23 protein-coding genes and 1 tRNA gene are annotated in these 22,907 nt (G+C 64.1%); 9 read left to right on the top strand and 15 right to left on the bottom strand.

Annotated elements, in window-relative coordinates:
* Positions 1–132 precede the first annotated feature (132 nt).
* A complete protein-coding gene (locus tag PTE31013_RS06705) occupies positions 133–840 on the bottom strand; it encodes a TetR/AcrR family transcriptional regulator (protein ID WP_150612013.1) in 708 nt (235 codons plus the stop codon).
* A gap of 98 nt (positions 841–938) precedes the next feature.
* Here PTE31013_RS06705 and PTE31013_RS06700 point away from each other — a divergent pair, with 98 nt between their 5' ends.
* From PTE31013_RS06700 to PTE31013_RS06685, 4 genes are all read left to right on the top strand, one after another.
* Positions 939–1,721 carry an SDR family NAD(P)-dependent oxidoreductase gene (locus PTE31013_RS06700; RefSeq protein ID WP_150612012.1) on the top strand — a complete coding sequence of 261 codons (783 nt, stop codon included), beginning with the start codon at positions 939–941 and terminating at the stop codon, positions 1,719–1,721.
* Between the two features lie 5 nt (positions 1,722–1,726).
* On the top strand, positions 1,727–1,990 hold the full coding sequence (locus tag PTE31013_RS06695; protein WP_150612011.1) for a YkgJ family cysteine cluster protein: 264 nt from the start codon (positions 1,727–1,729) through the stop codon (positions 1,988–1,990).
* A gap of 69 nt (positions 1,991–2,059) precedes the next feature.
* Complete coding sequence (locus tag PTE31013_RS06690; RefSeq protein WP_150612010.1) at positions 2,060–2,713, top strand: DUF1439 domain-containing protein; 654 nt, start codon at positions 2,060–2,062, stop codon at positions 2,711–2,713.
* An 87-nt stretch (positions 2,714–2,800) separates the two neighbouring features.
* Positions 2,801–3,643, top strand: coding sequence for an undecaprenyl-diphosphate phosphatase (locus PTE31013_RS06685; RefSeq protein WP_150612009.1), 843 nt, complete (start codon positions 2,801–2,803; stop codon positions 3,641–3,643).
* Between the two features lie 83 nt (positions 3,644–3,726).
* On the opposite strand, the gene trmB is transcribed toward PTE31013_RS06685, so the two are convergent.
* From trmB to PTE31013_RS06650, 7 genes are all read right to left on the bottom strand, one after another.
* Positions 3,727–4,524, bottom strand: coding sequence for a tRNA (guanosine(46)-N7)-methyltransferase TrmB (gene trmB, locus PTE31013_RS06680; protein WP_246173926.1), 798 nt, complete (start codon positions 4,522–4,524; stop codon positions 3,727–3,729).
* Positions 4,525–4,806: 282 nt separating this feature from the next.
* The gene (locus PTE31013_RS06675; RefSeq protein ID WP_150612008.1) at positions 4,807–5,661 is read right to left on the bottom strand and encodes a DUF2894 domain-containing protein; all 855 of its coding nucleotides are present in this window, start codon (positions 5,659–5,661) and stop codon (positions 4,807–4,809) included.
* Positions 5,654–6,322, bottom strand: a complete 669-nt coding sequence (locus tag PTE31013_RS06670) for an OmpA family protein (protein WP_150612007.1) — start codon at positions 6,320–6,322, stop codon at positions 5,654–5,656. Before PTE31013_RS06670 ends, PTE31013_RS06675 begins: the two co-directional genes overlap by 8 nt.
* Entirely contained in the window at positions 6,319–9,159 is a 2,841-nt protein-coding gene (locus tag PTE31013_RS06665) for a DUF802 domain-containing protein (protein ID WP_150612006.1), read from the bottom strand. Before PTE31013_RS06665 ends, PTE31013_RS06670 begins: the two co-directional genes overlap by 4 nt.
* Positions 9,140–9,937: a DUF3348 domain-containing protein gene (locus tag PTE31013_RS06660; protein WP_150612005.1), complete on the bottom strand. Its 798-nt coding sequence runs from the start codon at positions 9,935–9,937 to the stop codon at positions 9,140–9,142. The genes PTE31013_RS06665 and PTE31013_RS06660 overlap by 20 nt, the downstream gene beginning before the upstream one ends.
* A 95-nt stretch (positions 9,938–10,032) precedes the next feature.
* Positions 10,033–10,938, bottom strand: coding sequence for a glycoside hydrolase family 191 protein (locus tag PTE31013_RS06655; protein WP_246173925.1), 906 nt, complete (start codon positions 10,936–10,938; stop codon positions 10,033–10,035).
* 187 nt (positions 10,939–11,125) lie between these two features.
* Positions 11,126–11,199: transfer RNA gene (locus PTE31013_RS06650), tRNA-Gly, on the bottom strand.
* A 209-nt stretch (positions 11,200–11,408) separates the two neighbouring features.
* Here PTE31013_RS06650 and PTE31013_RS06645 point away from each other — a divergent pair.
* A complete protein-coding gene (locus tag PTE31013_RS06645) occupies positions 11,409–12,869 on the top strand; it encodes a hypothetical protein (RefSeq protein ID WP_150612003.1) in 1,461 nt (486 codons plus the stop codon).
* Between the two features lie 85 nt (positions 12,870–12,954).
* Here PTE31013_RS06645 and PTE31013_RS06640 read toward each other — a convergent pair whose 3' ends face one another.
* Complete coding sequence (locus PTE31013_RS06640; protein ID WP_150612002.1) at positions 12,955–13,209, bottom strand: helix-turn-helix domain-containing protein; 255 nt, start codon at positions 13,207–13,209, stop codon at positions 12,955–12,957.
* A gap of 68 nt (positions 13,210–13,277) precedes the next feature.
* Between PTE31013_RS06640 and PTE31013_RS06635 the strand changes: the two genes are divergently transcribed.
* A complete protein-coding gene (locus PTE31013_RS06635; protein WP_150612001.1) occupies positions 13,278–13,682 on the top strand; it encodes a hypothetical protein in 405 nt (134 codons plus the stop codon).
* A 228-nt stretch (positions 13,683–13,910) separates the two neighbouring features.
* Here the strand turns inward: PTE31013_RS06635 and PTE31013_RS06630 are convergent, their stop codons facing one another.
* Positions 13,911–14,618, bottom strand: a complete 708-nt coding sequence (locus PTE31013_RS06630) for a VIT1/CCC1 transporter family protein (protein WP_150612000.1) — start codon at positions 14,616–14,618, stop codon at positions 13,911–13,913.
* A gap of 36 nt (positions 14,619–14,654) precedes the next feature.
* Entirely contained in the window at positions 14,655–14,969 is a 315-nt protein-coding gene (locus tag PTE31013_RS06625; RefSeq protein ID WP_174978448.1) for a cytochrome b, read from the bottom strand.
* Between the two features lie 353 nt (positions 14,970–15,322).
* Here PTE31013_RS06625 and PTE31013_RS06620 point away from each other — a divergent pair, with 353 nt between their 5' ends.
* Complete coding sequence (locus PTE31013_RS06620; protein WP_150611999.1) at positions 15,323–16,111, top strand: deaminated glutathione amidase; 789 nt, start codon at positions 15,323–15,325, stop codon at positions 16,109–16,111.
* Positions 16,112–16,202: 91 nt separating this feature from the next.
* Here PTE31013_RS06620 and PTE31013_RS06615 read toward each other — a convergent pair whose 3' ends face one another.
* The 3 genes from PTE31013_RS06615 to PTE31013_RS06605 all read right to left on the bottom strand — a co-directional run bounded on the left by PTE31013_RS06615 (position 16,203) and on the right by PTE31013_RS06605 (position 19,572).
* Positions 16,203–18,119, bottom strand: coding sequence for an EAL domain-containing protein (locus tag PTE31013_RS06615; RefSeq protein ID WP_150611998.1), 1,917 nt, complete (start codon positions 18,117–18,119; stop codon positions 16,203–16,205).
* A gap of 288 nt (positions 18,120–18,407) precedes the next feature.
* A complete protein-coding gene (locus PTE31013_RS06610) occupies positions 18,408–18,602 on the bottom strand; it encodes a hypothetical protein (RefSeq protein ID WP_150587792.1) in 195 nt (64 codons plus the stop codon).
* Between the two features lie 187 nt (positions 18,603–18,789).
* Positions 18,790–19,572: an NAD(P)H-dependent oxidoreductase gene (locus PTE31013_RS06605; protein ID WP_150611997.1), complete on the bottom strand. Its 783-nt coding sequence runs from the start codon at positions 19,570–19,572 to the stop codon at positions 18,790–18,792.
* A 106-nt stretch (positions 19,573–19,678) separates the two neighbouring features.
* On the opposite strand from PTE31013_RS06605, the gene PTE31013_RS06600 reads away from it, so the two are divergent.
* Together PTE31013_RS06600 and PTE31013_RS06595 are read left to right on the top strand one after the other, a co-directional pair.
* Entirely contained in the window at positions 19,679–20,572 is an 894-nt protein-coding gene (locus tag PTE31013_RS06600) for a LysR family transcriptional regulator (RefSeq protein WP_150611996.1), read from the top strand.
* 145 nt (positions 20,573–20,717) lie between these two features.
* Positions 20,718–21,575, top strand: coding sequence for an arylamine N-acetyltransferase family protein (locus PTE31013_RS06595; RefSeq protein ID WP_150611995.1), 858 nt, complete (start codon positions 20,718–20,720; stop codon positions 21,573–21,575).
* 74 nt (positions 21,576–21,649) lie between these two features.
* Here the strand turns inward: PTE31013_RS06595 and PTE31013_RS06590 are convergent, their stop codons facing one another.
* Positions 21,650–22,888, bottom strand: a complete 1,239-nt coding sequence (locus tag PTE31013_RS06590) for an MFS transporter (RefSeq protein ID WP_150611994.1) — start codon at positions 22,886–22,888, stop codon at positions 21,650–21,652.
* Between the last annotated feature and the right edge of the window lie 19 nt (positions 22,889–22,907).

Here is a 22,907-nt window from a genome sequence, read left to right as displayed (position 1 = left end):
GACAGTCATGATGATGCGTGAACTTTTGCCGCAGCAGCGACGCAACGACGGCTTGCGAAGCGGCCTGGACATCGTCGGAAAGCCGCCAGACGGTGCCGCTGTGCAAGCGCCGAGATACTGGCGATGCAGCCGCTATGCGGCGACTTTCGGCGTCCCCTGCGCTGCCTGCGATTCCTGCGCGCGGTCGGCGTCGGCCGTTCTGGCCACGCGATGCAGATACGCGCCGCACATCGTCGCCATCTGATCAGCGATCTGGCTGGCGAGCGTCGTGTAGCAGGTGCCGGCGGGCGCGCGATTCTCCAGAATCGCCTTGATGGGGCCGGTCATCGAGTTCAGGAACACGAACGCGACCGTCTCGGGATCGTCGAAATGCGCATTTTGCGCCGTTTTCAGCATGGCGACGACTGCCGTATGCATGCGTGTGGACGCGCCGGCGAACACCTCGCGCCCGTCGAGATCTTCCGAGAGACGATACAGTGCCTGGGCTTCTTCGATGTCCGTCATCTTCGCGCCGACGTAGGCCTTGGCGAGCGTCTGCGCCATCGTTTCGAGCGGCTGGGCGTGCGAGGCCAGGCAGGTCGCCTCCACCGTCTCGACGATCCGGTCGATGTGCCGCCCGAGCACCGCGTAGAGCAGCACCTGCTTGTTCTGGAAGTACTGATACAAGGTGCCGACCGACACGCCCGCTCGTTCGGCCACGCGCGTCGTGGTCAGTTGACGCCCGCCGTCGAGCAGCAAAACCTGAAGCGCCGCTTCGAAAATCGCGTCGATGGTGACGCGCGAACGCGCCTGCTGCGGCGTCTTACGGGGCGTTCCGGGGGCTTGGCTGGCCGGTTTCATATGCGAATAGAAAATCTGAAGGATTCTTCATAAACTCCATGCTAACAAATTTGCGCGCGGTGGGGCGCAGCACAACAGGTCAATCGACGGGAGCAGTGATGAAACGGGACGCCATCGAGAATACGGTGCGCGCGGATGCCGAACGCCATCTGGGACGTGTGGCGCTGGTGACAGGCGCGACCCGAGGCATAGGGCAGGAAGTCGCGCGCGGGCTTGCCGAGGCAGGCATGACGGTGTTGGTGGGCGCACGCGAGCCGGCTAAAGGGGACGTGGTGGTCGAGCCGTTGCGCGAGGCCGGATTTCAGGCGGAGACGCTGGTGATCGACCTGCTGCGGCCCGAGACGTTGCACGCGGCGGCCTATCGGATTGGCCGCTACTACGGTCGGCTCGACGTGCTGGTGAACAACGCGGGGGTGAGCGATCCGCGTGACGATGCGCCTGAGAAGGCGTCCATCGAGGCCGTCGAGCGGGTGTTCGCGACCAACTTCTTCGGCACCTTGCGCGTGACACAAGCGATGCTGCCGTGGCTCGCGCGCTCGACGGGCGCGCATATCGTGAACGTGTCGAGCGGCCTGGGCTCGCTGGCGCGCAACAACGATCCGGCGTGGGAGCATGCGGCGTTCCGGCAGATCGGGTTCAACGCGTCGAAGGCCGCCTTGAACATGCTGACGGTGCAGCTCGCGCAAACGTTGCGTGAGACGTCGATCACGGTGAACTCGGTCGATCCGGGCGCACCTGCCGACCTGACGGTCGATGCGAACGGCAAGCGCGCGCGGCAGGGCGTGGCTGACGGTGCGCGCAATGTGCTCATGCTGGCACTCGGCGAGCGCGGATTGGTGACCGGGGGATTTTTCGACGGCACCGGGCATTTGCCGTGGTGAGCGTCATGCAGTGTCGTCCCCGCTGCGCGGCATGCTGCATCGCGCCGTCCATCTCGACGCCCATTCCCGGCATGCCGAACGGCAAGCCTGCGAACACCCGCTGTGTGCAGCTGGATGACGAGGACCGTTGCCGGATCTTCGGTAGCCCGTCGCGTCCGGCGGTCTGCGGATCGTTGCAGCCCTCGGCCGAGATGTGCGCGAACGATCGCGCGCAGGCCATCGCCTGGTTGACCCGACTCGAAGTGATGACCGCCCCTGTGACCGCGTAGCAGGGCGCCGCACGCGGATGCTATAGTCGCGCGTGTTGGGGCGCTGGGCGCCCAGTCGCGGAATTTGTCATGCCGGGTAGTCTTCATCCAGATCAGCGAATTCGTCAGCAGTGCGACGGGCTTGCGCCGCAGGACACCTCGCGCCTGCCGTGTCGACGCCCGTATGGCCTCACGCGCCGCCGTTGGCTGGCGCTGGCCGGCGCGACGGCGCTTGCCGCCGGGCTTGCCGCTTGTGCGGGGTTGCCATTCGGCAACGACTACACCTTCTCCGAGAGTCAGTTGCAACGTGCGCTCGAACGCAAGTTTCCGTTCGACCGCCGCGTGCTGGCGGTGCTTGACGTCAACCTTTCGCATCCGCGCTTGACCCTGCTGCCGGAGCGCAATCGCCTGGCGGTGTCGGTCGACGCCACGGTGACGCATCCGTTCGGTGGCGCGCCGCTCTCTGGCATGCTCGCCATCGACAGTGCGCTCGCTTACGACCCGGCGACGATGTCGGTCGTGCTGCGCGATCCGGAGGTGGAGACGTTCACGATCGACGGATTGCCCGAGCGCTGGTCGCGTCAACTGAACGCGGCCGGGGCATTGATCGCGATGCAGTTGCTGCAGGACGCGCCGCTCTATACGTTCAAGCCCGAGCAGTTGACCGTTGGCGGTTTGACGCGCCAGCCGGGCGCGATCACCGTGCGCTCGCACAGCGTGACTGTCAAACTCGAGTCACGCTGACGCGCTCACCCGACGCGGGCTGCCCCATCGCTGTCGCGTTCCGTATTCCCCCTGTTCGCTATTCACGACTTCTCAGGAACTCATTGCATGGACTGGTTGCTGGCATTCAAAGCCGTCATTCTCGGTGTGGTCGAAGGGCTGACCGAATTCCTGCCGATCTCATCGACCGGTCACCTGATTCTGGCGGGCAGCCTGCTCGACTTCAACGACGACAAGGGCAAGGTCTTCGAGATCGTGATTCAGTTCGGCGCCATTCTTGCGGTGTGCTGGGAGTATCGCGAGAAGATTGCTCAGGTCGTGGCGGGCCTCGGCAGCGATGCCAGGGCGCGTCGCTTTACGGTGAATGTGATCGTGGCTTGCCTGCCCGCTATCGTGCTCGGCCTGTGGCTCGGCAAACACATCAAGGCGGCGTTGTTCAATCCGATTGTGGTGGCCACGGCATTCATCGTCGGCGGCGTGATCATCCTGCTGGTCGAGCGGCACAACCGTCGCAACACCGATGCGGGCAAGCGGCCGCGCGTGAATTCGATGGACGACCTCTCAGTCGCCGACGCCCTGAAAGTCGGTCTGGCGCAGTGTTTTGCCCTCGTACCGGGCACGTCGCGCTCGGGGGCGACGATCATCGGCGGCATGATGTTCGGGCTGGAGCGCAAGGTGGCGACCGAGTTCTCGTTCTTCCTCGCGATCCCCATCCTGTTCGGGGCGACCGTCTACGAACTCTACAAGGCGCGCTCGACGCTGTCGGTCGACGACTTCAGCCTGTTCGGTGTCGGCTTCATTGCCGCGTTCATCAGCGCCTTCATTTGTGTGCGCTGGCTGCTGCGCTACATCGCGTCGCATGACTTCACGGCGTTCGCGTGGTATCGCATTGTGTTCGGGCTGGTGGTGCTGGTCACCGGCTACAGCGGGCTGGTCGTCTGGGCCGACTGAGTCGGCGCACGCGACACCCGAAGCAGAACGAAACTGGGGCACCGCGAGGTGCCCCTTCCATTTTGCAATCCCGGCGAGATATCTCAGGTGCGCTTGCGGAACACGAGATCCCACACGCCGTGACCGAGGCGCAGGCCACGATTCTCGAACTTCGTCACCGGGCGATAGTCCGGACGCGGCGCGTAATCGGTAGCCGTGTTTTCCAACGTGGGTTCACCACCTAGCACTTCGAGCATCTGCTCGGCATATTCCTGCCAGTCTGTCGCGCAATGCAGATAACCGCCCGGCTTCAGACGCGAGGCGAGCAATGCCACGAACGGCGGTTGCAGCAAGCGGCGCTTGTGATGGCGCTTCTTGTGCCACGGGTCGGGGAAGAAGACATGCACGCCGTCGAGCGAGCCTGCCGGCAGCATGTGCTCGACGACTTCCACGGCATCGTGCTGAATGATGCGCACATTCGACAGCGGCGTCTCGCCGATGCGCTTGAGCAGGGCGCCTACGCCCGGCTCGTGCACTTCGACGCCGAGGAAATCGTCCGCCGGGCGCACTTGCGCGATGTGCGCGGTGCCGTCGCCCATGCCGAAGCCGATTTCGAGAATGCGCGGCGCGTCCGCGCGCGCGAAGGCGGCGGGCCAGTCGAGCGTTTCGGGGGCATACGGCAGCACGAATTGCGGGCCGAGCACATCGAACGCGCGCTTCTGCGCTTCCGAGCTGCGGCCGGCGCGACGCACGAAACTGCGAATGCGGCGCGGGTGCGCCACGTCGTCCGGGCCGACGTGTGTGTCGTCGTCGCCCGTGGCGTTGGATTGCGGCGCGCCCAAGTCGGCGTCGTCGTGGACCGGTTGCACGTCGTCAGCCGGTGGGTGTCCGTGGTTCGTCATGGAAACAAAAAGCCGTCTGGGCGACGGCTTGTCGAGGAATGCTGCGGCGGGCGGCACATCCGGCATTGCGGCCTGAGTTGGCACCCAACACGATGATTTTTCGAAAGTTTTTCCCGCGCCTTGGCGTCGGGAACGGGCTCGATTATCCCCCGGAACGCCCTCGGCTGGCAAGTTGACGCCCCGCGCAGGCCCGGGCCAGCGACCCGCATGACCGCCGGCGCCAAGCGCGCCGGAAGGCCCTTGCCGCGACGGCGTCCGCCGCGGACTTGGGCGGGATCGACGTCAGCGCGTCTTCGAGCGCGCCGGTTTGGTGGCGACGCGAGCGGCCGGCTTGTTGCCAAGCGCGCCGGTGGTCTCCATGTCTTCCAGCCACGAGAGGGCGTCTGCGTGGCGCAGGAAGTGTCGCAGATAGTCCGGCGAGATGTCGTGCATGAGCGAGAGCGCGCGGTGCACCAGATGGCTGGAATTGAGCGGGCCAGCGTTCTCTGGCACCTGGGCGAGCGACTGGCGCAGATTGCCGTCGGTGCTCAGCTTCGACCACGTCTCGCGGAAGTACTCGAGGACGTCGAGGTCTTCGAAGGCGTCGTCGGTGGCGATCACCGTCGGCGTGAGGGGCACCGACGCAGGTGCGGGCGGCGCGACGGGGCGTTTCGCCGCTGTCGCAGCCCCGCTGACCGGCGGACCGGCATCGGTGGGGCTGGCGCTGGCGAGCCGCGCCTGGCCCGGCGGCGTTGCGGCGTTGGCAGGGCGAGACGCCGTTGGCGGTGCGGGCCGTTCATTGGCGCCAACGCGTAGCGCAATGCTTGCCGTCAATGCCGCAAGTGGCGATGCGATACGGTGTGTCGTCGGGTCTGCACGATCGGTGGATGCAGCGGTCGATGTGGCGGGTGTCTCGCTGGCCGTGGCAAGCGACTGCGCAAACGCGTCGACGAGTGCCGCAAGGCGTTCGTCGAGCACGCGTCGCACATCGCCGCGAAACGCACGGCTGCGCAGCGCCAGCGCTTCGATGTGATGAAAGCGTGCAGGGTCGCGTTTGTCGGCACCTTGCGCTCGCCATGCGGCGAGTTGCTCGGACAACGTGTCCGAGGCATCGCGCGTCTCTGCGGCGGCGGCCTTGGCGCGCATCGCGTCACGCATGGGGCTTACCCGCGTTGCTGGCACTGCTGCGTGGCATCGGTGCGATTTCCACGCGGCGGTTCTTCGCGCGACCGGCTTCGTCACTGTTCGCCGTAACGGGCTGTTCCGATCCAAACGCGGCCGAGAAGATCGATGACGGCGGCACGCCAGCGGCAATCAATTCACGGGTGACGGTGAGCGCGCGCTGGGCCGACAACTCCCAGTTATCGGCGAATCGCCGGTTTGTCTCGCGCACCTGCTGATCGTCGGTGAAGCCGCTGACCATGAGAATCTCGTCGCTCGCCCGCAAATAGGCGGCCAGCGGCGTGGCCAGGCTGCGCAGCACCTCGCGTCCCTGTGGCTGCAACTGGTCCGAATTCAGTGCAAAGAGCACATTGCCGCTGATGCCGATGCGACCATTCACGAGTGTGACGCGTCCGCCCGCGAGCGGTCCGGCCAGCGCCTTCTCGAGGGTTTCGCGGCGTTGCGTTTCGGCTCGGCGTTCCTTCACCTCGCGATCGAGCTTGGCGGACAGTTCGATCTGCACGCCGATCACACCGAGCATGATGAGCACGAAGGCGCCGAGCATCACCGACATCAGGTCGCCGAAGACGGCCCATGTCGGCGCTGCGGCACCGACCTCGCCGTTGTCCCCGACGTCCGCGTCGAAATCGTCTCTCATGCTGCCGCGTTACCCGGTTGTGAGCGCGTCTGTGCCAGGTCCTGGAGGTTCTCGAGGATCTGCTTCTGCGACATCACGCTCAGCTCCACGACCTCGCGTGCCTGCGCGACGTAGTAGCCAAGTTGTTCGTCGCTGCGCGCCATCGACTTGTCGAGCGCGGCTTCGATGCGTTGCAGATGGTCGAGCAGTTGCGTGTTGGATTCGCCGAACGCTTGCACGGCGGCCCCGAAGGCGTCGCCCAGGCTCGCGATTTCCACCGCGCTGCCCGTGACCTGCGCCGACGCGGCGGTGAGCTTCTCCGTTTGCGCGGCGATCGCGTCGCCCAGATGCGCGCCCGCGCGTTCGAGCAGTTGCGCGGACGTCGTCACCAGTTCGTCGACGGCGGCACGTTGCTCGTTGCCGGCGTGCTTGACGGTGTCGAGCAGCGTGCCCAGCGTGTCGAGCAGACGCGAGCGTTCTTCCAGCATGGCGTTGTCGCGCACCATGCTCTCGGAGAGCTTCTGGCGCAGCTCGCCGATGATCTCGGCAGCGGCCTTCGGCGCCTCGGACGCGGTCTGTACCAGGCGTGAAATTTCGGCGAGCGTGTCGCTGGCGTGGGCGCGCGTCTGTTCGGACATCTCCAGCGCGGTGCGGGCGAGTGTGTCGCAGATCGTCTGATGCTGTTGGGTGCTGTGTGCGCCGACCTGTTGCCATTCCGAGCGCAGCGTGGCGAGCGTGTCTTCGAGCGTTTGCGTCCATGCGGACAGACGTTGCGTTTCGCGCTCGGACGCGGCGTCGTGATGGGCCGCGTTGGCCGCTTGAAGCGCTTGGAGCAGCGACGCGCTGTGGTCCGTAAAGACGCTGGTCGTCGCGGCCACGAGTTGCTGATTGCCATCGGCCAGCCGCTCGCTCGTTCGTGCGTGTTCCGCGATGGCGTCGCGCCACGTTTGCGCCACGTTGGTCGACGTCGAGTCCATCTGCGCCGAAACGCTTTGCAGCAATTGCGAAGCGCGGTTCTCGAAGGTGTCCGCGAAGCGGGCAAGCGCGCTTGCCAGATCGCGCGCGAGCGCGTCGTTGGCGGACTGCTGCGCGGTGAGCGCCTGCTTCCACTCGCTCGACACGACGCTGGCCGTCTCCGACACGCTGTGCATCGCGCCTTCCGTGCGCAGGCTGACGCTGTCGATCAGATGTGCCGAGCGTTGCTCGAAGGTCTCGGTGAAGCGGGTGAGCGCGGCGCCGAGTTCGGTGTTCAGGGCGGCGTTGGCCTGCTGTTGCAACGCGATCGATTGATCCCACGCCTGCGCGACGCGCTCGTGCGCACCGCTGACACGGTTGCCGGCGGCGTCGAGCTTGTCCGCCACGTCGCCGAGCAGCGCGGTGGAACGCGTCTCAAACGTCTGGGCGAAGCGTTCCAGCGCGGCGCCGAGGTCTTGCGTGAGGGCGTTGTGAGAGCGCTGCTGTTGGGCCAGGGCCTGCTCCCATGCCTGGGCGACGGTCGTTTGCGCCGTGGCGATGCTGCCGGTCGCAGTGTCGAGACGCGAGGCGACGTTGGCGAGCAGGTCGGTCGAGCGTGCCTCGAAGGTCTGGGCGAATTGCGCAAGCGTGGCGCCGAGGTCCTTGGCGAGGACATCATGGGTATGCTGCTGCGCGGCGAGCGACGTTTCCCACGTTTGCGCGACACCGGCGTGCGCGGCGCTGACCTGGCCGGTCACGGTTTCGAGCCGAGCGGCGACGTCGTCGACCAGTCGGGACGAGCGGGCCTCGAATGTTTGCGTGAATTCGCCTAGTGCCGCGCGCAGATCGGTGGCGAGCGATGCGTTGGTGCGTAATTGCGCGTCGAGCGATTCCGTCCAGACGTTAGCCACGCGCGCGGTCGTCGCCTCGAAGCGATCCGACAGGCCGTCCATTCGATCCTGCATCGCGGTGGCGACCGTCTGATGCCACGACGCCGACTCACGCGCGAGGCTGGCCATCGTCGCCTCGACCTCGGGACGGATGGCGGCACCGGCGGCGCTGGCGGTCGTCGCCACGCTGTCCTTCAGGTACTGCTGCATGGCACCGGTGAGTTGCGCATACGAGGCGTCGGTCTTGGTGTGCAGGGCGTCCTGATGGGCGACGAGCCGCTCGCCGAGGGACTGGCTCTGGCGTTCCATGGCGACCATCATGTCCTGCAGACGATCGACGAGGGCGGGCATGACCGTCGCTTGCTGCTGAAGCAACTGCAGCGTGGTTTCGCGCTGATGCTGCTGCGAGAAGCTGCGCAGCGTCGTGACGATGCGCGCGTCGAGCGATTGCACGACCTGGGCGCGTTGTTTGCGCGCGAGCGCGGCGAGCAGGCCGAGCATGGCCGACGTGGCGACCCCGGCGACCGATGTGCCGAAAGCAAAGCCGAGACCTCTGACGGGCGACGCGAGCGAGGCGCGGATGGCCTCGAGATCGGTGGCGCCTTCGAGCGCGAGCCCGGTGCCGCGCAACGTGGCGGCCATGCCGAGGAAGGTGCCGAGCATGCCGAGCAACACGAGCAAGCCGACGAGGTAGGGCGTTAGGGCGGGGCCGGGCAGGCCGACGCGTTCGCCTTCGACGCGCAGACGCACGGCGGTGCGCAGGCTGGCCGGGAGCGTGTCGAGCCACGCGGGCAGCGATGCGGGGGTCGAATTCAGGCGGGAGACGGCGTTGGCGAGGGCGTTCGTCGCTTGATGAAAGCGTTTGAGTTCGAGGGCGCCGAAGAGATAGACGGCGGCGATGAGCAGGGCGACGGCCAGCGCGAGCGGGTTGGTGCCGGCATAGCCGATGGCGATCCAGCCGACGACGGCCAGCCCTGCGACAAAGGCAACGAGATCAACGAGGTAACGGGTCATGTTGTCCGGGTTCACTAACGTTTTCGCCGGGAGGTGCCGAGGCGAGGGCGGCGATCAGCCCTTCGATCGGTTCCAGGCGTATATCCAGTTCCGCGAGCAGGAGGCTCTGCATGTCCCGGTGAAAGGTGTCGAGCCACGTGCCGGCGGGCGCGAGCGGCGGTGTGCCGGGCACGCGCGGGGCGGCGATCGCGGCTTGTTCCGTATCGCGCAGGCGCACGAAGTGCCCTTCGAGCAGATTCGGCACGCTGGCGAGAAGTGTGCGCTCACGCGCGGCCATCACGCGTTCCATGACGGCATCGACGCTGGCGAGCCGGGCGGCGTGCGGCGCGTGCAGCGCCAACTGTGCGCGCAGGCGGGTGCGCAGGGCGCTGATCGCCGTATCCATCGTCTGCTGCGACGTCGCGTAGCGTTGGCGATAGGCGGGAAACTCCGCGAAGGACGCTGCCCGTTGACGTTCGGCGGCGCTCAGGGCGCGGATCTGCCCGCCGGGTGCGGCGGCGAGGCCACAATCACGAGCGATGGCGGCGGCGAGGTCGGCGCGCACGCGTGCCAGTTCGCTGGCCGGATCGTGCGCAGCCGCGCGCGCGCCGGGCGTTGCGGCCGGCGGGGCGGATTTGAGGGCCGACGACAGGGCGATGGCGTCGGTCCAGCCCAGCCACTGACTCATGCGGTCCGAGAGCGACGGCGCGGCCTCAGGCGGGGCGAACGTGCTCAGACGGGCCAGCGAGCGTATGAGTGTCGGGGCGCTGATAACGGGACGCCGGGGCACTTGCACCATTTCACAGGGGGTCGAAAACCCAGCAGTTTACACTGCGCGGGCCGTTCGCCTGCCCATTTGCCTGCCCTACGCCCACGGATCGCCCGCCGATCGGCTCAGAAGCCCCAGTAACACACCACGTTCTGGCCTGCGCTGGCGTCGCTCACGGACGGGCTGAAACCGTGCGCCCGGCTACGGGCGAAGACACTTCTGGCCTGACGTGCGTTGCCGCACCTGCCGACATAGTCGAGCGTGCCGATCCAGAGCTTGCGTCCTGACGTGCCGGCGGGCAGTCGAGACCACTTCAGCAATTCGCGCTCGACATCGGCGTCATGCACTGGCGCGTAGACCTCCTCGTGTGCAATGCCGTCGAGCAGCGACGCGAAGGCCACACCACCGGTGATGCCGAGGCGCGTTGCCGGGCTGGTGGCGTTCTGCATGATGAGGATCTTGTCGGGGAAAGCGTCGCGCAGTTCGCGCACGAGATCGAGCGCGCCTTGCTGGCAAGCGGCGTCGCAGGGGCCGTTGCGGGTACGCACGCCATGCTCGATCAGTTCGAGATTATCGAGGTAGAAGCCGTCGACGCCCTGCGCAATCAATCGCGGTGCGACGTACCTCACGATGAGCTTGCGGTACGCCGGGTCGGCCGGGTTCATCCAGGTTTCATCGTGGTAGCCGTCATAGCGGCCCAGATGAGCGCGGTGATTGCTGCCGCAGGAGAGGAAGCCGGCGGGGGCGTGTTGCCAATACGAACGAAAGCGCTCACAGGCGCCGAGATTGAGATAGCTGACGACGCGGTTCTTGCCTCCGGCTTTGAGCGTGGCGATTTGAGCGGGCGTGACGTTCCCTTGATCGGGATCGGCGTCGATGTCGATGAGCCGGAAGGTGTTCGCCATGCGTGCGAGGTCGAGGCGGCCGACGTTGCCGTAGTAGCTGACCCACGGAGCGCCGATACCGATATTGCGTCCGGCCGGTATGGTGACGGCGGCGGCGGGCGGTACAGGGGGTTGTGCGGACGCCAATGGAGTCGCCACCGCGAGGAGGGTACACAGAACGCTGCGCAGCGATGACATCGCGGCTCGCGCTCGCTGGCGGAATCCGTGTAGACCAACCTGCCGGGCGTGAGTTGTCATGGAGGCGATGAACGCAAAAAAGCCGTCTGTAAGACGGCTGATCGATGGGTGCTGCGAGCGCTGCTGAAGCATGCTGTGGAGCGGGCGATGGGAATCGAACCCACGGCTCTAGCTTGGGAAGCTAGGGTATTACCATTATACGACGCCCGCGCAGCCCCAGATTGTACGCGGGGTTTGCGGCGTTTGGCAATCGTGAGATCTGGTAGGTGGGGTGAAAAGTGTATCCACGTCGGATCGGATTGCTGGCGTCGCTACGTGTGCTGGTGGTTGGGAGAGCACCAAGTGGGTGTTCCTGCATGGTGCAGCGGGAAGCGCCGAGCGTATTATCGAGTGACCTGACTATAAAGGCCCATTGACCAATGCCGGATAGTGACATTTCATTCCCAATTTCCAATCATGCTCAGTCGGAAATCGATCGATTTCAGGCTGTAGCCGAGCATTGGGCGATTGCAGCGCAGCATGTAGTCATTTCCTACTTGGCAGTTGAAATCGATGGGGCCAAATGGCTTCACTGGGCGGCGGTTCGGTACGTCTATGCAGAAATGCGGCTAAGTTTGCTTGAGACGTCAGTCGTATCCGTTGATGGAATAACGGTTGGGCGAGAGTCGATTGATCTCTCCAAAGAACAATTCGATTTGAACCGAATAGTTCGCTCCGGACAGCTTGAAATCGGTGGGCACGTATATGGGCTACCGAGAGTTGCTAGGCAATCGCTGAATGCGACGTTCTTCGCAGACAATCACCCTCAAGTTCAACCTGGTCCGGTGCGGTCGCCAACACTGATCTTGTCTGGAGGGCAGTCTCCAAATATTGATGGGCGGATGCTTGTCGATCTCGCGCACCGACTCCGATGCCTCGACAAGCCATACGACGGTCTGGCAGACCTGTTGGGCGAGCATCTGCTTCCGTCGGGGCTTCTACAGAGGACTGATACCGCTATCGAAATTCTGCTCGAAAAGCCAGCGGAGACTATCTTGGCCGATTCGACGATTAGTCAGTGCACGCTGTCGGCCAAGATAGTCGGGAGCCGGCGCATTGATCCATCTCTCCTGAGAATCGGGGTGAAAGTCACGTCGGAAACAAACAAGGCGACGCGTTTGTCGATATGTGGAGCATCACTTAAGTGGGCAGTTCAGGATGGTGGGCTAATAGCAGCACGTGTGGAGCAAGACATAGGCGACGCGCCCGTATGTCAGGTTTTTTTGAGTTATGCAGGCCATCACATTTCGCGCTGGTGGGTAGGAGATCCGGATCATTTGCCGAGACAACGTGCCGCTTTTCTCGAGCAATTCGATAAGGATCTAACCAAATTGCGGGAAGAGCTCCTTTCCCTCGACTGCAAGGGGCACCCCTTCGAACGGGTTCTTACCCTTGTGTTGGAAGAAATCGGATTTGACTGTATGTATCTAGGGGACGTATCACACTTGCAAGAAGCCCCGGATATCTACTGCGAGACGCCATCGCGGAGAATTGCAGTGATCGAGTGTGCAGCAGCAGTTACCAACGCATCTGAGAAGCTTTCGAAACTGCAGCAGCGAGTGCTGCGTATCAAGGAGCGTTTCGCGGCACAACGACTAGGACATTTGCAGGTCGCCGGCATTCTTGTCACAAAACATGGCGACGCGGAAATCGCGCCATTCATCGAGGAGGCCGCGAGGTTTGGTTTGGGGATCGTTGGCCTCCCGGCCTTGGGGCGTCTCGCCGACGGACTGCGTTTCCGCGTTCAACCTGAGGTCATCTATGACCAAGTGTTGAGCACCGGAAATTCGCAATCTGGTGATCTATTCCCGGGAGTCGCGGGGAACTCGCTTGCTGACTGACCTGTTTCATATTGCACGTGTCCTCGGTGATATCCAATAGGCTTGAAACCACTCACGTCAGATGTGGCGATCGTGTGGACAGAGGTCAAATCCTCCGTTGGTACAGGTCGATCAGTTCGACTACATCGATCCCAAGAGCGTCCGCACTATCAAAGAGTTCGGGAGCGTCGAGATGGTACTTGCCGGATTCGTAGGCAATGACGAACGATTCAGGTCTGTTGACGCGAGACGCGAGACGCGAGATGCGCGTTGCGTAGTGGGGATGCTTGACTTGTCGAATGCTGGCGAGGATTTCGCCGAGGACGGCGAGCTGGCGTTGATGATGAGGAAAGAGGTTCATGAGCTGCGATCCCCGTGGTGGTCGATCGTACTGCCATCTTTGAATGGAATCGTCGCAACGGGGATCCTATGTTTCAAGAAATCAACTACGAGCAACTCAACTCCCGCCAGAAGGAAAACTACAATTTCCAAAAGGTAGCGGCGCGCCTTGCCGATTATGGCTTTAACTGCCTGCGCTTGAGCGACGATTGGCAAGGCGCTGACTTCATCGCCTGCCACATTGACGGCAGCACTTTCATGAAGGTGCAACTCAAGGGCAGGCTCACCATCGACAAAAAGTACAGCGGCAAGGATATCTACATTTCGTTCTGCAACAAGCGGGCTTGGTATCTCTACCCGCACGATGAAGTGAGGGACCTGTTGCTTGATAAAGGCCTGATGACTGGCTCCAAGTCATGGGACGAGGGGGGAGGCTATAGCTGGCCCTACCTCTCCGAGCAACTCACTACCCTTATGCAGAAGTACTCGATATGAAGGTAATCTTCTCCGGGCGATCCTGCGAGTGACCTCCCCCCGAAAAACCGTAGCGGCGAGAATTGGATTTTTCCGTCCATCGCGTCCTCCATAGGAAAGTCGGCGCGCGCGTCAACGGATTCGTCCACGGTTTTGCGAGATATCTTCAGGACAAGATAGGAAATGTATCCACACGACAAGTCGCGCGGATACACCGGCCACAAGTTCTCGATCACCGCTGCTCTGACATCAAACCGTGGTGCCGAACACGGCCCCCACGCCCGCTGTCACCGCCATGGCAAAGGTGCCCCAGAAAGCCACGCGCAGGGCACTTTTGAAGAGAGGGGTTCCGCCAACGGCGGCAGCGGCAGCGCCGAGCAGGGCCAGGAAGACAATCGCCGTCGCCACGATCCAATAGAGCAGGCTCTGCTCCGGTGCCAGCAGAACCACAGCGAGCGGCATGGCCGCGCCCACGGCGAAGCTCCCAGCGGACGCCATTGCCGCTTGCAGCGGGCGTGCGCTCAACGTTTCCGAGATGCCCAGTTCGTCGCGCGCATGCGCGCCCAGCGCATCGTGCGCCATCAACTGCGCGGCAACTTGATCTGCGAGCTGGTGATCCAGGCCACGGCGCACGTAGATGGCCGTCAGTTCCCGATGCTCTGCCTCAGGGCTGTGCCTCAGTTCTTCGAGCTCCCGCGTCAAATCCGCCTTTTCTGTGTCGGCCTGTGAATAGACCGATACGAACTCGCCGGCAGCCATGGACATGGCGCCTGCCACCAATCCCGCCACGGCCGTGGTCATGATGCTGGCGTGGCTTGCATGGGCCGCGGCAACACCTGCAACCAGACTGGCCGTGGAAATGATGCCGTCATTGGCCCCGAGGACGGCGGCGCGCAGCCAGCCAATATGTTCGGTGCGGTGGCTTTCAGGATGGGCGCGATGAAGAAACTTTGTCATTTAAGATCTCGATCCATGTGAGGCAGCTCTGGGCAATCAGTTCCGGTGCGACGCCCCGATCAGCATGCGAACCAGTGTGTTGTCGTGCATGACGCAATGGTGAAGCAGCGCCACTACCCCGTGCAGCCCGATCAGAACATAGTCGGGTGTTACCCGTGCCTCATGATCGTCCTTGATCGGGCGAGAAAGCGACACATCGGCACTGGTCAGCGAGGGGATGAGCAGTCCAATAAGAACGATCGGCTTGCCCACTGCGCTCAAGGTCAGCCACCGGAGCACCGGCATGGCCAACATGAGGACGTATATCGCATAGTGCATGGCGTCAGCAAGCTTGGCCTGCCAGCTCCGCATGGACAATGACGACGAGAATCGCCGTTAGCCAATGCAGGCCAACGGCGCAGGGGTAATGTCCCTGCCTTCAGTAGCACCGTCCGGCCTGCCAAAGCCGATACCGACCGAGTGCCCGTTCGACGACGGGCGTGCAAACTGCCGAACTGCCAAACTGGCATACTTCAACAACGTTGCGGTACGTGCCCGGTATTGATGTTCAGGATTTCAAACGCGCCGCGCTCGCGGAACACGTTTCGCCGGGACAGTCGTTGCGCGCGTCGCCCGACCGGAAATTGATCGGCCACAGCGGCGTCGCTGAAGCGTCCCATCCGCCTGCCCGAGCCTGAGTCGCATCCGTTTTGAGAGAGAAAGTCATGAAAGCAGCCATTGGACAATTTGCCGTTGCCGCGGACGCGGCTGCCAACGCGCAGACCTGCCTGAAATTGATGGAGAAGGCCCGCGCCGCCGGCGCAGACCTGCTCGTACTTCCCGAGGGCGTGCTGGCGCGCGACATCGCCGATCCCGACCTGGTGCGCCGTGCCGCGCAACCCTTGGACGGCGAGTTCGTGACGACCTTGCGCGAAGCGAGCCGAGGCAACAACCTGACGACGATGATGACGGTGCACGTGCCCGCGACCGCCGACGGCAAGGTGTGGAACGTCCTGATCGCACTGCGCGACGGTGACATCATCGCCGAGTACAAGAAGATCCACCTCTACGATGCGTTCTCGGTGAAGGAGTCGACGAACGTGGTCCCGGGCAACGAGGTGCCGCCGCTGGTCGACGTCTGCGGACTCAAGGTCGGCCTGATGACCTGCTATGACGTGCGCTTTCCCGAGCTGGCCCGCCGCCTCACGCTCGACGGCGCCGACGTGCTGGTGTTGCCGGCGGCGTGGGTGAGGGGGCCACTCAAGGAGGCGCATTGGGAAACCCTGTGCACCGCGCGTGCGCTGGAGAACACGTGCTACCTGGTGGCGTCGGGCGAATGCGGCCCCCGCAATATCGGCGCAAGCCTGGTGGTTGACCCGCTGGGCGTGATTGTCGCTCGCGCTGGGGAAGCCCCGGCATTCCTGCTCGCCGACCTCGATCCGGCCCGCATCGCCGAAGCGCGTCGCGTATTGCCTTGCAACGAGAACCGCCGTTTCGCGGCGCCGCAACTCTAGGGCGTTTCGCGCCGGTGCCGAGCGCGGCATCGACGGCGGACCTGCCGGGCAAGCATGGTGGCGATGTGCGGCACCTCGGGCGCCGCCGCCGTTACATCAAACGCTTGCGGGCTTCGGCCAGCAACTGTGCCGCCAATGTCCCCAACGCGGTAGACGGTGCGTGGACATCGGGCACGCTCGGTGGGCACGCCATCCATTCAGTCAACTGCTCCGCCGGCATCGGGTGTGCAATCGCATACCCCTGGACGATATCGGCACCGAGAATCACGACCGCCTCAAGCATTCCCTCATCTTCGATGCCTTCCACGACGACGGCCTTGTTCAACGAATGTCCCAACTGGATCAACTGATAGGTGAAGCGCAGGGTGTCCGCAGGATCCTGGTCGACGGCGCTCACGATATTCCGGTCGATCTTGACCAGGTCGAACGGCACTTCGCGAAGACGCGTCAGCGTGCTGTATCCCGAACCGAGATCATCCTCGGCCAACTGGATGCCCAGGGCCTTGAATTTCGCGAGTTCCTGCGGCACGTCCACGCCGAGCGGAAAGGCATCGGTCTCCAGCACTTCCAGCGTCAGTTGGTTCGGCGCGGCACCACTTGTTCTCAGCGCCCGCTCCGTCACCTTGAAATAACGGATGTCGCCGAGGGCACTCGACGGCAGGTTGACGGAGACGTTCACGGGGAACCCCGCCTTCAGCCAGAGATGGCTCTGCGACAGGGCTTGCTCAAGCCCGCGCTTGTATAGCGTCAGGAAATCCTCGGAGGACAAGGCGGGGAAAAACTCGCCGGGTGTCAGGAGGCGATCCCCATCCCGCAGCCGGGCCAGCGCCTCGACCTTGGTCACTTGTCCCGTTTTGAGATCCAGCAGGGGTTGATAGTGCATTGTCAACGCGTCGGACCGGAGAAGCGCGGACCAACGCTGTCGAACGGTGTAAGGGACGGCGCGGGTATTTCCGGCGAGGCGCTCGGTGCCGGCGATCGCGAAGCCCAGGATCGTTTGCAACAGCGACACGAAGGCGACCTGATCGGCCCCCGTCAGTGCCCCAGGCATGGGACAGTACAGATTCAGAATGGCTGCCGTGGGTTCACCTGGCTGGCGCAGCGGAATCGCAATGCAAGAATGAAAACCGGCCGGCAAGGCGGCGGCCCGCCAAGGCACCATCTTCGGATCGTTCGCAATATTGAGCGAGCGCGCTACTTGGCCGCTTCGCCAGGCGCGTCCTGTGGGACCCTGACTGCCGGACGAATTGCCCACCGTGATGGGGGCTGTTTTTTCGATGCCGGCGAGATAGTGCTCGATCGTGGTGCCGGCCGCCAGTTCGAAGCGAAACACGCCCTGACGATCCGGCCGGCCCACCGCGCAGCCTGCAATCTCGTCATGCGCCCCAAGGATCTGGACCACCTGACTGATCAGGTCGGTATAGCTTTCCGTTTTCCATGCCAGCAGCGTGATGCGTTGCAATGCCTCGTGACGCGAGATCTGCAGGCGCTGATAGGCCTCCGCCTGCCACGCCATGTCCTGGTTCATGCGTCGGCTCAGCAGGCAGAGCGCCTCGCCGTGCTCCGCCGTGTCGATGTGCGTGAAGATGGCTTCGCCAAGGACGCCTCGGGCGCGAACGAGATCCTCCCAGTTAAGCCCGACAATGGCATGCGTGCGACCGGTTCTGATGGCCTGCAAGCGATGATCCGCAGCCGTCAGTGCAGGCGCCGTCATGGCGCGCAGTCGCCGTGCCTGTCGCGACTTGACGTACCTGATTTCAGTGTCAGTGAGTCGATCCAGGATGCATTTCGACGCGGGCAAGTCGGCGAGCCCATGGTAGAACTGGCTGACGATATCCGTGGCGTGGCGATGCATCGCCGAGCACAGTGCGACGAGTTGTGGCGTCCCGGCCAAGCCGTAGATCTCTCGCCCCTTGCTCACGGCAACTGGCTCCGGAAACGGATGCCAGAACTTTTCGACGTTCGCTGAAACACCGGAAGAATGCATCTCGTCGTCTTGCGTGGTCATGAACGTCGGCGGATCTGTGGTTTGCCTTGGGGGGATTAGCGACCGACAGTTGGAAATCTGCGGGTCTCGTTCAGCGTCGAGGATACTGTACGGACGGTCGCGATGCTACCGTAGTTTCACCTGCCGATCCCAAAGGGGATCGTCGGCAACTGTCCGATGGTGACTGGCTAGGCGGGGAGGAAGCGCATCGGGCACGACGGGCCGATGGCAATAGGGGAAACTACGCCGGCACGCGGCAAGTCCTGACGTCCGAATACGATTACCAGGCGTGGCGCGGCCGAGGTTCGGTCAGCACCAGGCAGGGACGTAGGCGGACCGGCAGTACGATCTGCCGTATGGCGTCAATTCCAGACGCTCCCCAACTCGGCACACCAGTTCACGCGCGAGCAGCGCGTTAATGATGGCATCAGAAGGAAGGTCGTCGTCATTGCGGATGACGCGATAAATGGCAGCCAGGATGGCCTGCTTCGACAGGGTGAGCATTCTTGCTCCTGACATTGACGAAATAACTGCGAGCCTGTGTAGGCCGACGCAGATTTCAAGAATGACGCGGTTGCGACAGGCGTCAGACGTGAAGGTCGATGTGTCACTTATACGCGTGTTCCGCGCATAGTGCAATGCTTTGTACCGCCGGACGCCTGCTGCCTGAGGCATCCGGCGGCGAACCATGTCAGGCAATATCGATATGCGCGGCAAAGCCGACCTGTCCGGCGGCGACGTCATCCTTGAGCGTGAGCGCCGGAATATCGTACGCGCCATGATTCTGCCGACGATAGGGAATCGGAGCCGTCGTGGCCAGCGTGTCGAGACGCGCCCCCAACTCGCGCTGGATCTGTGCAAAGCGCGCGCCGTCGACGCGGCCCGTACGGTAGGCGACGTAAGGCGGCAGCACGTCGAAACCGGGGTAGAACAACATGCCATGCTGGATCGGGAACAAGACGTCGTCGATGGGACCGTTGATGCCGCGAGCGCTGTAATGCGCGTCCCAGCCCCCCGTCGTCACGACAAGCATCGCGCGCTTGCCTGCCATCGCCCCTTCGCCATAGCGGTCACCCCAATGCGTGTCAGAGTGCTCGCCAACGCCATAGGCGAAGCCGTAGGCATACACGCGATCAAACCATCCTTTCATGATGGCAGGCATCGAGAACCACCACAGCGGGAATTGCAGGATCACGGTGTCCGCCCAGCGCAGCTTCTCTTGCTCGCGTGCGATGTCGGGGCTCTGCGTGCCGCTCACGAATGCCTGCTTCGAGTCGAGCGACGCATGAAACGGCTCGCTCGCATTGCGTGCTGGTGCGTCGGCTTTATCGATGGTGCTCTTCCATTGCATTGCGTACAGATCCGAGACCTGCACGTGGTGCCCCGCCGCTTCCAGTCGCTGTACCGCAAAGTCACGTAACGCGCCATTGAGCGAGCGCGGTTGCGGGTGGGCATAAACGATCAACACATTCATTTTTCAAACTCCGTTGCCATTGGGCACATTCGTTCCAGGGGATGAATGCAGGTTAGGCGCACGGCGGGTATATTGGAAATGAATTCCTGATATGCCAGGTATAACGATGAATAATTTGCGCCGTATCGATCTGAATCTTCTGGTCACGCTCGATGTCCTGCTTGCCGAGCAGAACGTGACGCGTGCCGCCGAGCGGTTGTACATGTCGCAGCCGGCGGTCAGTGTGCATCTGGCGAAGTTGCGCGACTTGCTCGGTGATCCGCTGCTGCTGCCCGGGCCGCGCGGCATGCGCCCGACCACACGGGCCGAGGCACTACGTGGGCCGTTGCGTGACGCGCTCGAATCGCTGTCGCGCGCCGTCTCGCCCGCCGCGCCATTCGATCCGGCCAAGGCCGAATTGACCTGGCGCATTGCCGCCACCGATTACACGGAGTCGACTCTCGTGCTTCCGCTGCTGCATCGCCTGAGAGCGGAGGCGCCCCACACGCGCCTCGCCGTGTTCGATCTGTCTCCGTCGCGCATCGCCCGGCAGACGGAGCAGGGCATTGTCGATATCGCCTTTCACACGACGGACGGCGCGCCGCAGGGATTGCGTCGCAAGGCGCTGTTCACGGAGCGCTACGTCCTGGTGGGACGTCGCGGGCATCCGAAGCTCAAGCGACGACCTACCCTCAAGCAGTTCTGCGACCTGGAGCACGCCATGGTTTCGCAGGACGGCGGCGGGTTTCATGCGAGCACTGACGATGGGCTCGCGAAGCTTGGGGTGGCGCGTCGCGTCGCGCTGTCCGTGCCGCACTTTCTCTTTTTGCGATCCGCGCTCGCCAGCACGGATCTGGTGGCGATGGCCCCAGAGCGGCTCGTGCGCGACGATCCGGCGTTACAGGTGACGACGCCGCCGGTCGACCTCCCGGGTTTCGAGATCTCGATGTACTGGCACGAGCGCGTGCATCGTGATCCGTCGCATCAGTGGCTGCGGGATTGCATCGCGAGCGTCGCGTAACGCTCGGCGCGGGCGAATGCGCATGCGCATGCGGCGCTCGGCCGCCTGCGTGCCTCGTTGTCTTGACGGGATCGCCCAAAGACGCGGCGGATGCGCTAACGTATGGGCTCTGCGTCTGTCCGCGTCCCTCAAGAGGAAGTCAGGCATGTCTCATCCCTTCGATCCGGAGCGCTATTTCCAGCGCATCGGTTACACCGGCCCGCGTGAAGCGACGCTCGACGTCCTGCGCGCCGTGCATTCGCTGCATCCGCTGGCCATCCCGTTCGAAAATCTCGATCCGATTCGTGGTCAGCCGGTCGACGTCGATCTGCCGTCAGTCGTGGCCAAGCTGCTCGACGGCGGACGCGGCGGCTACTGCTTCGAGCAGAACGCGCTGTTCGCCAGCGCGCTCACGCATCTCGGATTCGCCGTCACACCGTTGATCGGTCGCGTCGCATGGGGGCGCTCGTTCGACGCGGAAGCGCCGCTCACGCACATGTTGCTGCGCGTCGACCTCGACGGCGAGGCCTGGCTGGCCGACGTGGGTTTCGGCTCGGTCACGCTCACCGCGCCGCTGCGTCTGCATTCGGCGCAACCGCAATCGACCTTGCTGGAGACGTTCCAACTGGCGACCATTCGCACGGACGACGACGCGCTGCCAAGCGAGTACCGCCTGAGCGTGCGCTCCGCCGAAAAGTGGCTGCCGGTCTATCGCTTTACGCCGAAACCCGTCGAGTGGATCGACTACAAGCTGGGCAATTGGTACACGTCGAGCGCGCCCGATTCGATCTTCCGACATCAGCTCATCGTCTGCCGTGTGCTACCGCAAGGGCGCATCGCGCTGCTCAACACGACCCTGACGGAGCGCTCGGCGCAAGGCGAGGTCGTGGCGGAAACCAACATCGTGTCGGCGGCGCAACTCGCGCAGGTCCTGCACGAGCGCTTCGGCCTGACGCTTCAGGGCATCGATACCGACGCCTTGTACGACCGTGTGCGCGCGTGTGCCGCAAAGGCGACCGGCTGAGCGTTGCCGGTGCCTTAAAAGACAAGGCCGCCTCCCCAGGGAAGCGGCCTTTGTCATTGGGCGCAGGCTAGGCGTCAATGGGCCGAGGTCGTGCCGGGCCAGACCCGCACCGCAAGTGCGCCGAGGGCGGCCAGCGTGGCGAGCGACGCGACGCCCGTCCAGCCCCAGTGCGCCAGCGCTTGCGCGCCGAGTGCCGCGCCGATCGACATGCCGATGAACACGCCGACGAAAAGCACCGCGTTCAGACGGCTGCGGGCGGCGGGCTCGATGCCGTACACGATGGTTTGATGCGAGACCAGCGCCACCTGCACGCCGAGGTCGAAGCCAATCGCGGCCAGACCGATCAGCCACAGTTGGGCATGGGCGCCGAGCATCGGTGCGAGCAGCATCGCGGCGAAGGACACGGCCGCCAGGCCGGCACCGAGACGGGTGACGATCTGCGGTCCCTTGCGATCCGCGATGCGACCGGCCAGCGGGGCGCCGAGCGCGCCGGCCGCGCCGGCCAGGCCGAACGCTCCCGCCGCCGCCGCGCCCAGATGGAACGGCGCTTGATGAAGCATCACCGCGAGCGTCGACCAGAAGGCGCTGAAGCCGACCGAAAGCAAGCCCTGCGCCAATGCCGCGCGGCGCAGCGCCGCATGACGACGCCACAGGCTGACCACCGAACCGATCAACTGGCGATAGGTCATCTGCGTCGTCGGATGGAACGACGGCAGGCCGCGCCAGGCCACCACGCCGAACCCTGCCACGCTAATCGCCGCGACGACATACATCGCGCGCCAGCCGAAGGTCTGTGCGACAACACCCGACACCACCCGCGACAGCAGAATGCCCAGCAGCAACCCCGTCATCACCGTGCCGACCACCCGGCCGCGAATCGACTCGGGGGCGAGCGTCGCCGCGGCGGGCACGATGTCCTGTGCCATCGTCGCGCTCAGGCCGATCGCCAGACTCGCGGCGAGCAGCGTGCCGATGCCGGGCGCGACCGCGGCCAGCAGCAGCGCAAGCGAGAGAATCGCGCCCTTGACGAGCACGATGCGACGACGGTCGATGATGTCGCCGAGCGGCACCAGCAGCAGAATGCCCAGCGCGTAGCCGAGCTGGGTGAGCGTCGGCACCCAGCCGACGGTCGTGTTGGCCGCATGGATGTCGTCGGTCATGATGCCCAGCATCGGCTGGGCGTAGTACAGCGACGCGACCGTCAGGCCAGTGCCCGTGGCCAGCAGCAAAATGAGACGGGCGGACAACTCGGGCAGTGGCCGGGTGGCCGCTTGACTCGCGTTGGCCGCGTTGGAAAGCTGAGCGGAACTCATGAGGTGTGGCTCCAGGGAA

Origin of the sequence: Pandoraea terrigena (assembly GCF_902459705.1) — a bacterium.
GTDB lineage: Bacteria > Pseudomonadota > Gammaproteobacteria > Burkholderiales > Burkholderiaceae > Pandoraea > Pandoraea terrigena.
This window is presented reverse-complemented; position numbering and strand designations above follow the sequence as displayed.

Coding starts and splice junctions, on each gene's coding strand:
- PTE31013_RS06625 (WP_174978448.1), bottom strand. CDS start 14,969: ATGCGGAGCTGGCAGGCCAAGCTTGCTGACGCCATGCACTATGCGATA.
- PTE31013_RS06605 (WP_150611997.1), bottom strand. CDS start 19,572: ATGAATGTGTTGATCGTTTATGCCCACCCGCAACCGCGCTCGCTCAAT.
- PTE31013_RS06685 (WP_150612009.1), top strand. CDS start 2,801: ATGGACTGGTTGCTGGCATTCAAAGCCGTCATTCTCGGTGTGGTCGAA.
- trmB (WP_246173926.1), bottom strand. CDS start 4,524: ATGACGAACCACGGACACCCACCGGCTGACGACGTGCAACCGGTCCAC.
- PTE31013_RS06670 (WP_150612007.1), bottom strand. CDS start 6,322: ATGAGAGACGATTTCGACGCGGACGTCGGGGACAACGGCGAGGTCGGT.
- PTE31013_RS06630 (WP_150612000.1), bottom strand. CDS start 14,618: ATGACAAAGTTTCTTCATCGCGCCCATCCTGAAAGCCACCGCACCGAA.
- PTE31013_RS06660 (WP_150612005.1), bottom strand. CDS start 9,937: ATGGTGCAAGTGCCCCGGCGTCCCGTTATCAGCGCCCCGACACTCATA.
- PTE31013_RS06665 (WP_150612006.1), bottom strand. CDS start 9,159: ATGACCCGTTACCTCGTTGATCTCGTTGCCTTTGTCGCAGGGCTGGCC.
- PTE31013_RS06635 (WP_150612001.1), top strand. CDS start 13,278: ATGTTTCAAGAAATCAACTACGAGCAACTCAACTCCCGCCAGAAGGAA.
- PTE31013_RS06595 (WP_150611995.1), top strand. CDS start 20,718: ATGTCTCATCCCTTCGATCCGGAGCGCTATTTCCAGCGCATCGGTTAC.
- PTE31013_RS06705 (WP_150612013.1), bottom strand. CDS start 840: ATGAAACCGGCCAGCCAAGCCCCCGGAACGCCCCGTAAGACGCCGCAG.
- PTE31013_RS06675 (WP_150612008.1), bottom strand. CDS start 5,661: ATGCGTGACGCGATGCGCGCCAAGGCCGCCGCCGCAGAGACGCGCGAT.
- PTE31013_RS06700 (WP_150612012.1), top strand. CDS start 939: ATGAAACGGGACGCCATCGAGAATACGGTGCGCGCGGATGCCGAACGC.
- PTE31013_RS06610 (WP_150587792.1), bottom strand. CDS start 18,602: ATGCTCACCCTGTCGAAGCAGGCCATCCTGGCTGCCATTTATCGCGTC.
- PTE31013_RS06600 (WP_150611996.1), top strand. CDS start 19,679: ATGAATAATTTGCGCCGTATCGATCTGAATCTTCTGGTCACGCTCGAT.
- PTE31013_RS06640 (WP_150612002.1), bottom strand. CDS start 13,209: ATGAACCTCTTTCCTCATCATCAACGCCAGCTCGCCGTCCTCGGCGAA.
- PTE31013_RS06615 (WP_150611998.1), bottom strand. CDS start 18,119: ATGACCACGCAAGACGACGAGATGCATTCTTCCGGTGTTTCAGCGAAC.
- PTE31013_RS06690 (WP_150612010.1), top strand. CDS start 2,060: ATGCCGGGTAGTCTTCATCCAGATCAGCGAATTCGTCAGCAGTGCGAC.
- PTE31013_RS06620 (WP_150611999.1), top strand. CDS start 15,323: ATGAAAGCAGCCATTGGACAATTTGCCGTTGCCGCGGACGCGGCTGCC.
- PTE31013_RS06590 (WP_150611994.1), bottom strand. CDS start 22,888: ATGAGTTCCGCTCAGCTTTCCAACGCGGCCAACGCGAGTCAAGCGGCC.
- PTE31013_RS06695 (WP_150612011.1), top strand. CDS start 1,727: ATGCAGTGTCGTCCCCGCTGCGCGGCATGCTGCATCGCGCCGTCCATC.
- PTE31013_RS06645 (WP_150612003.1), top strand. CDS start 11,409: ATGCCGGATAGTGACATTTCATTCCCAATTTCCAATCATGCTCAGTCG.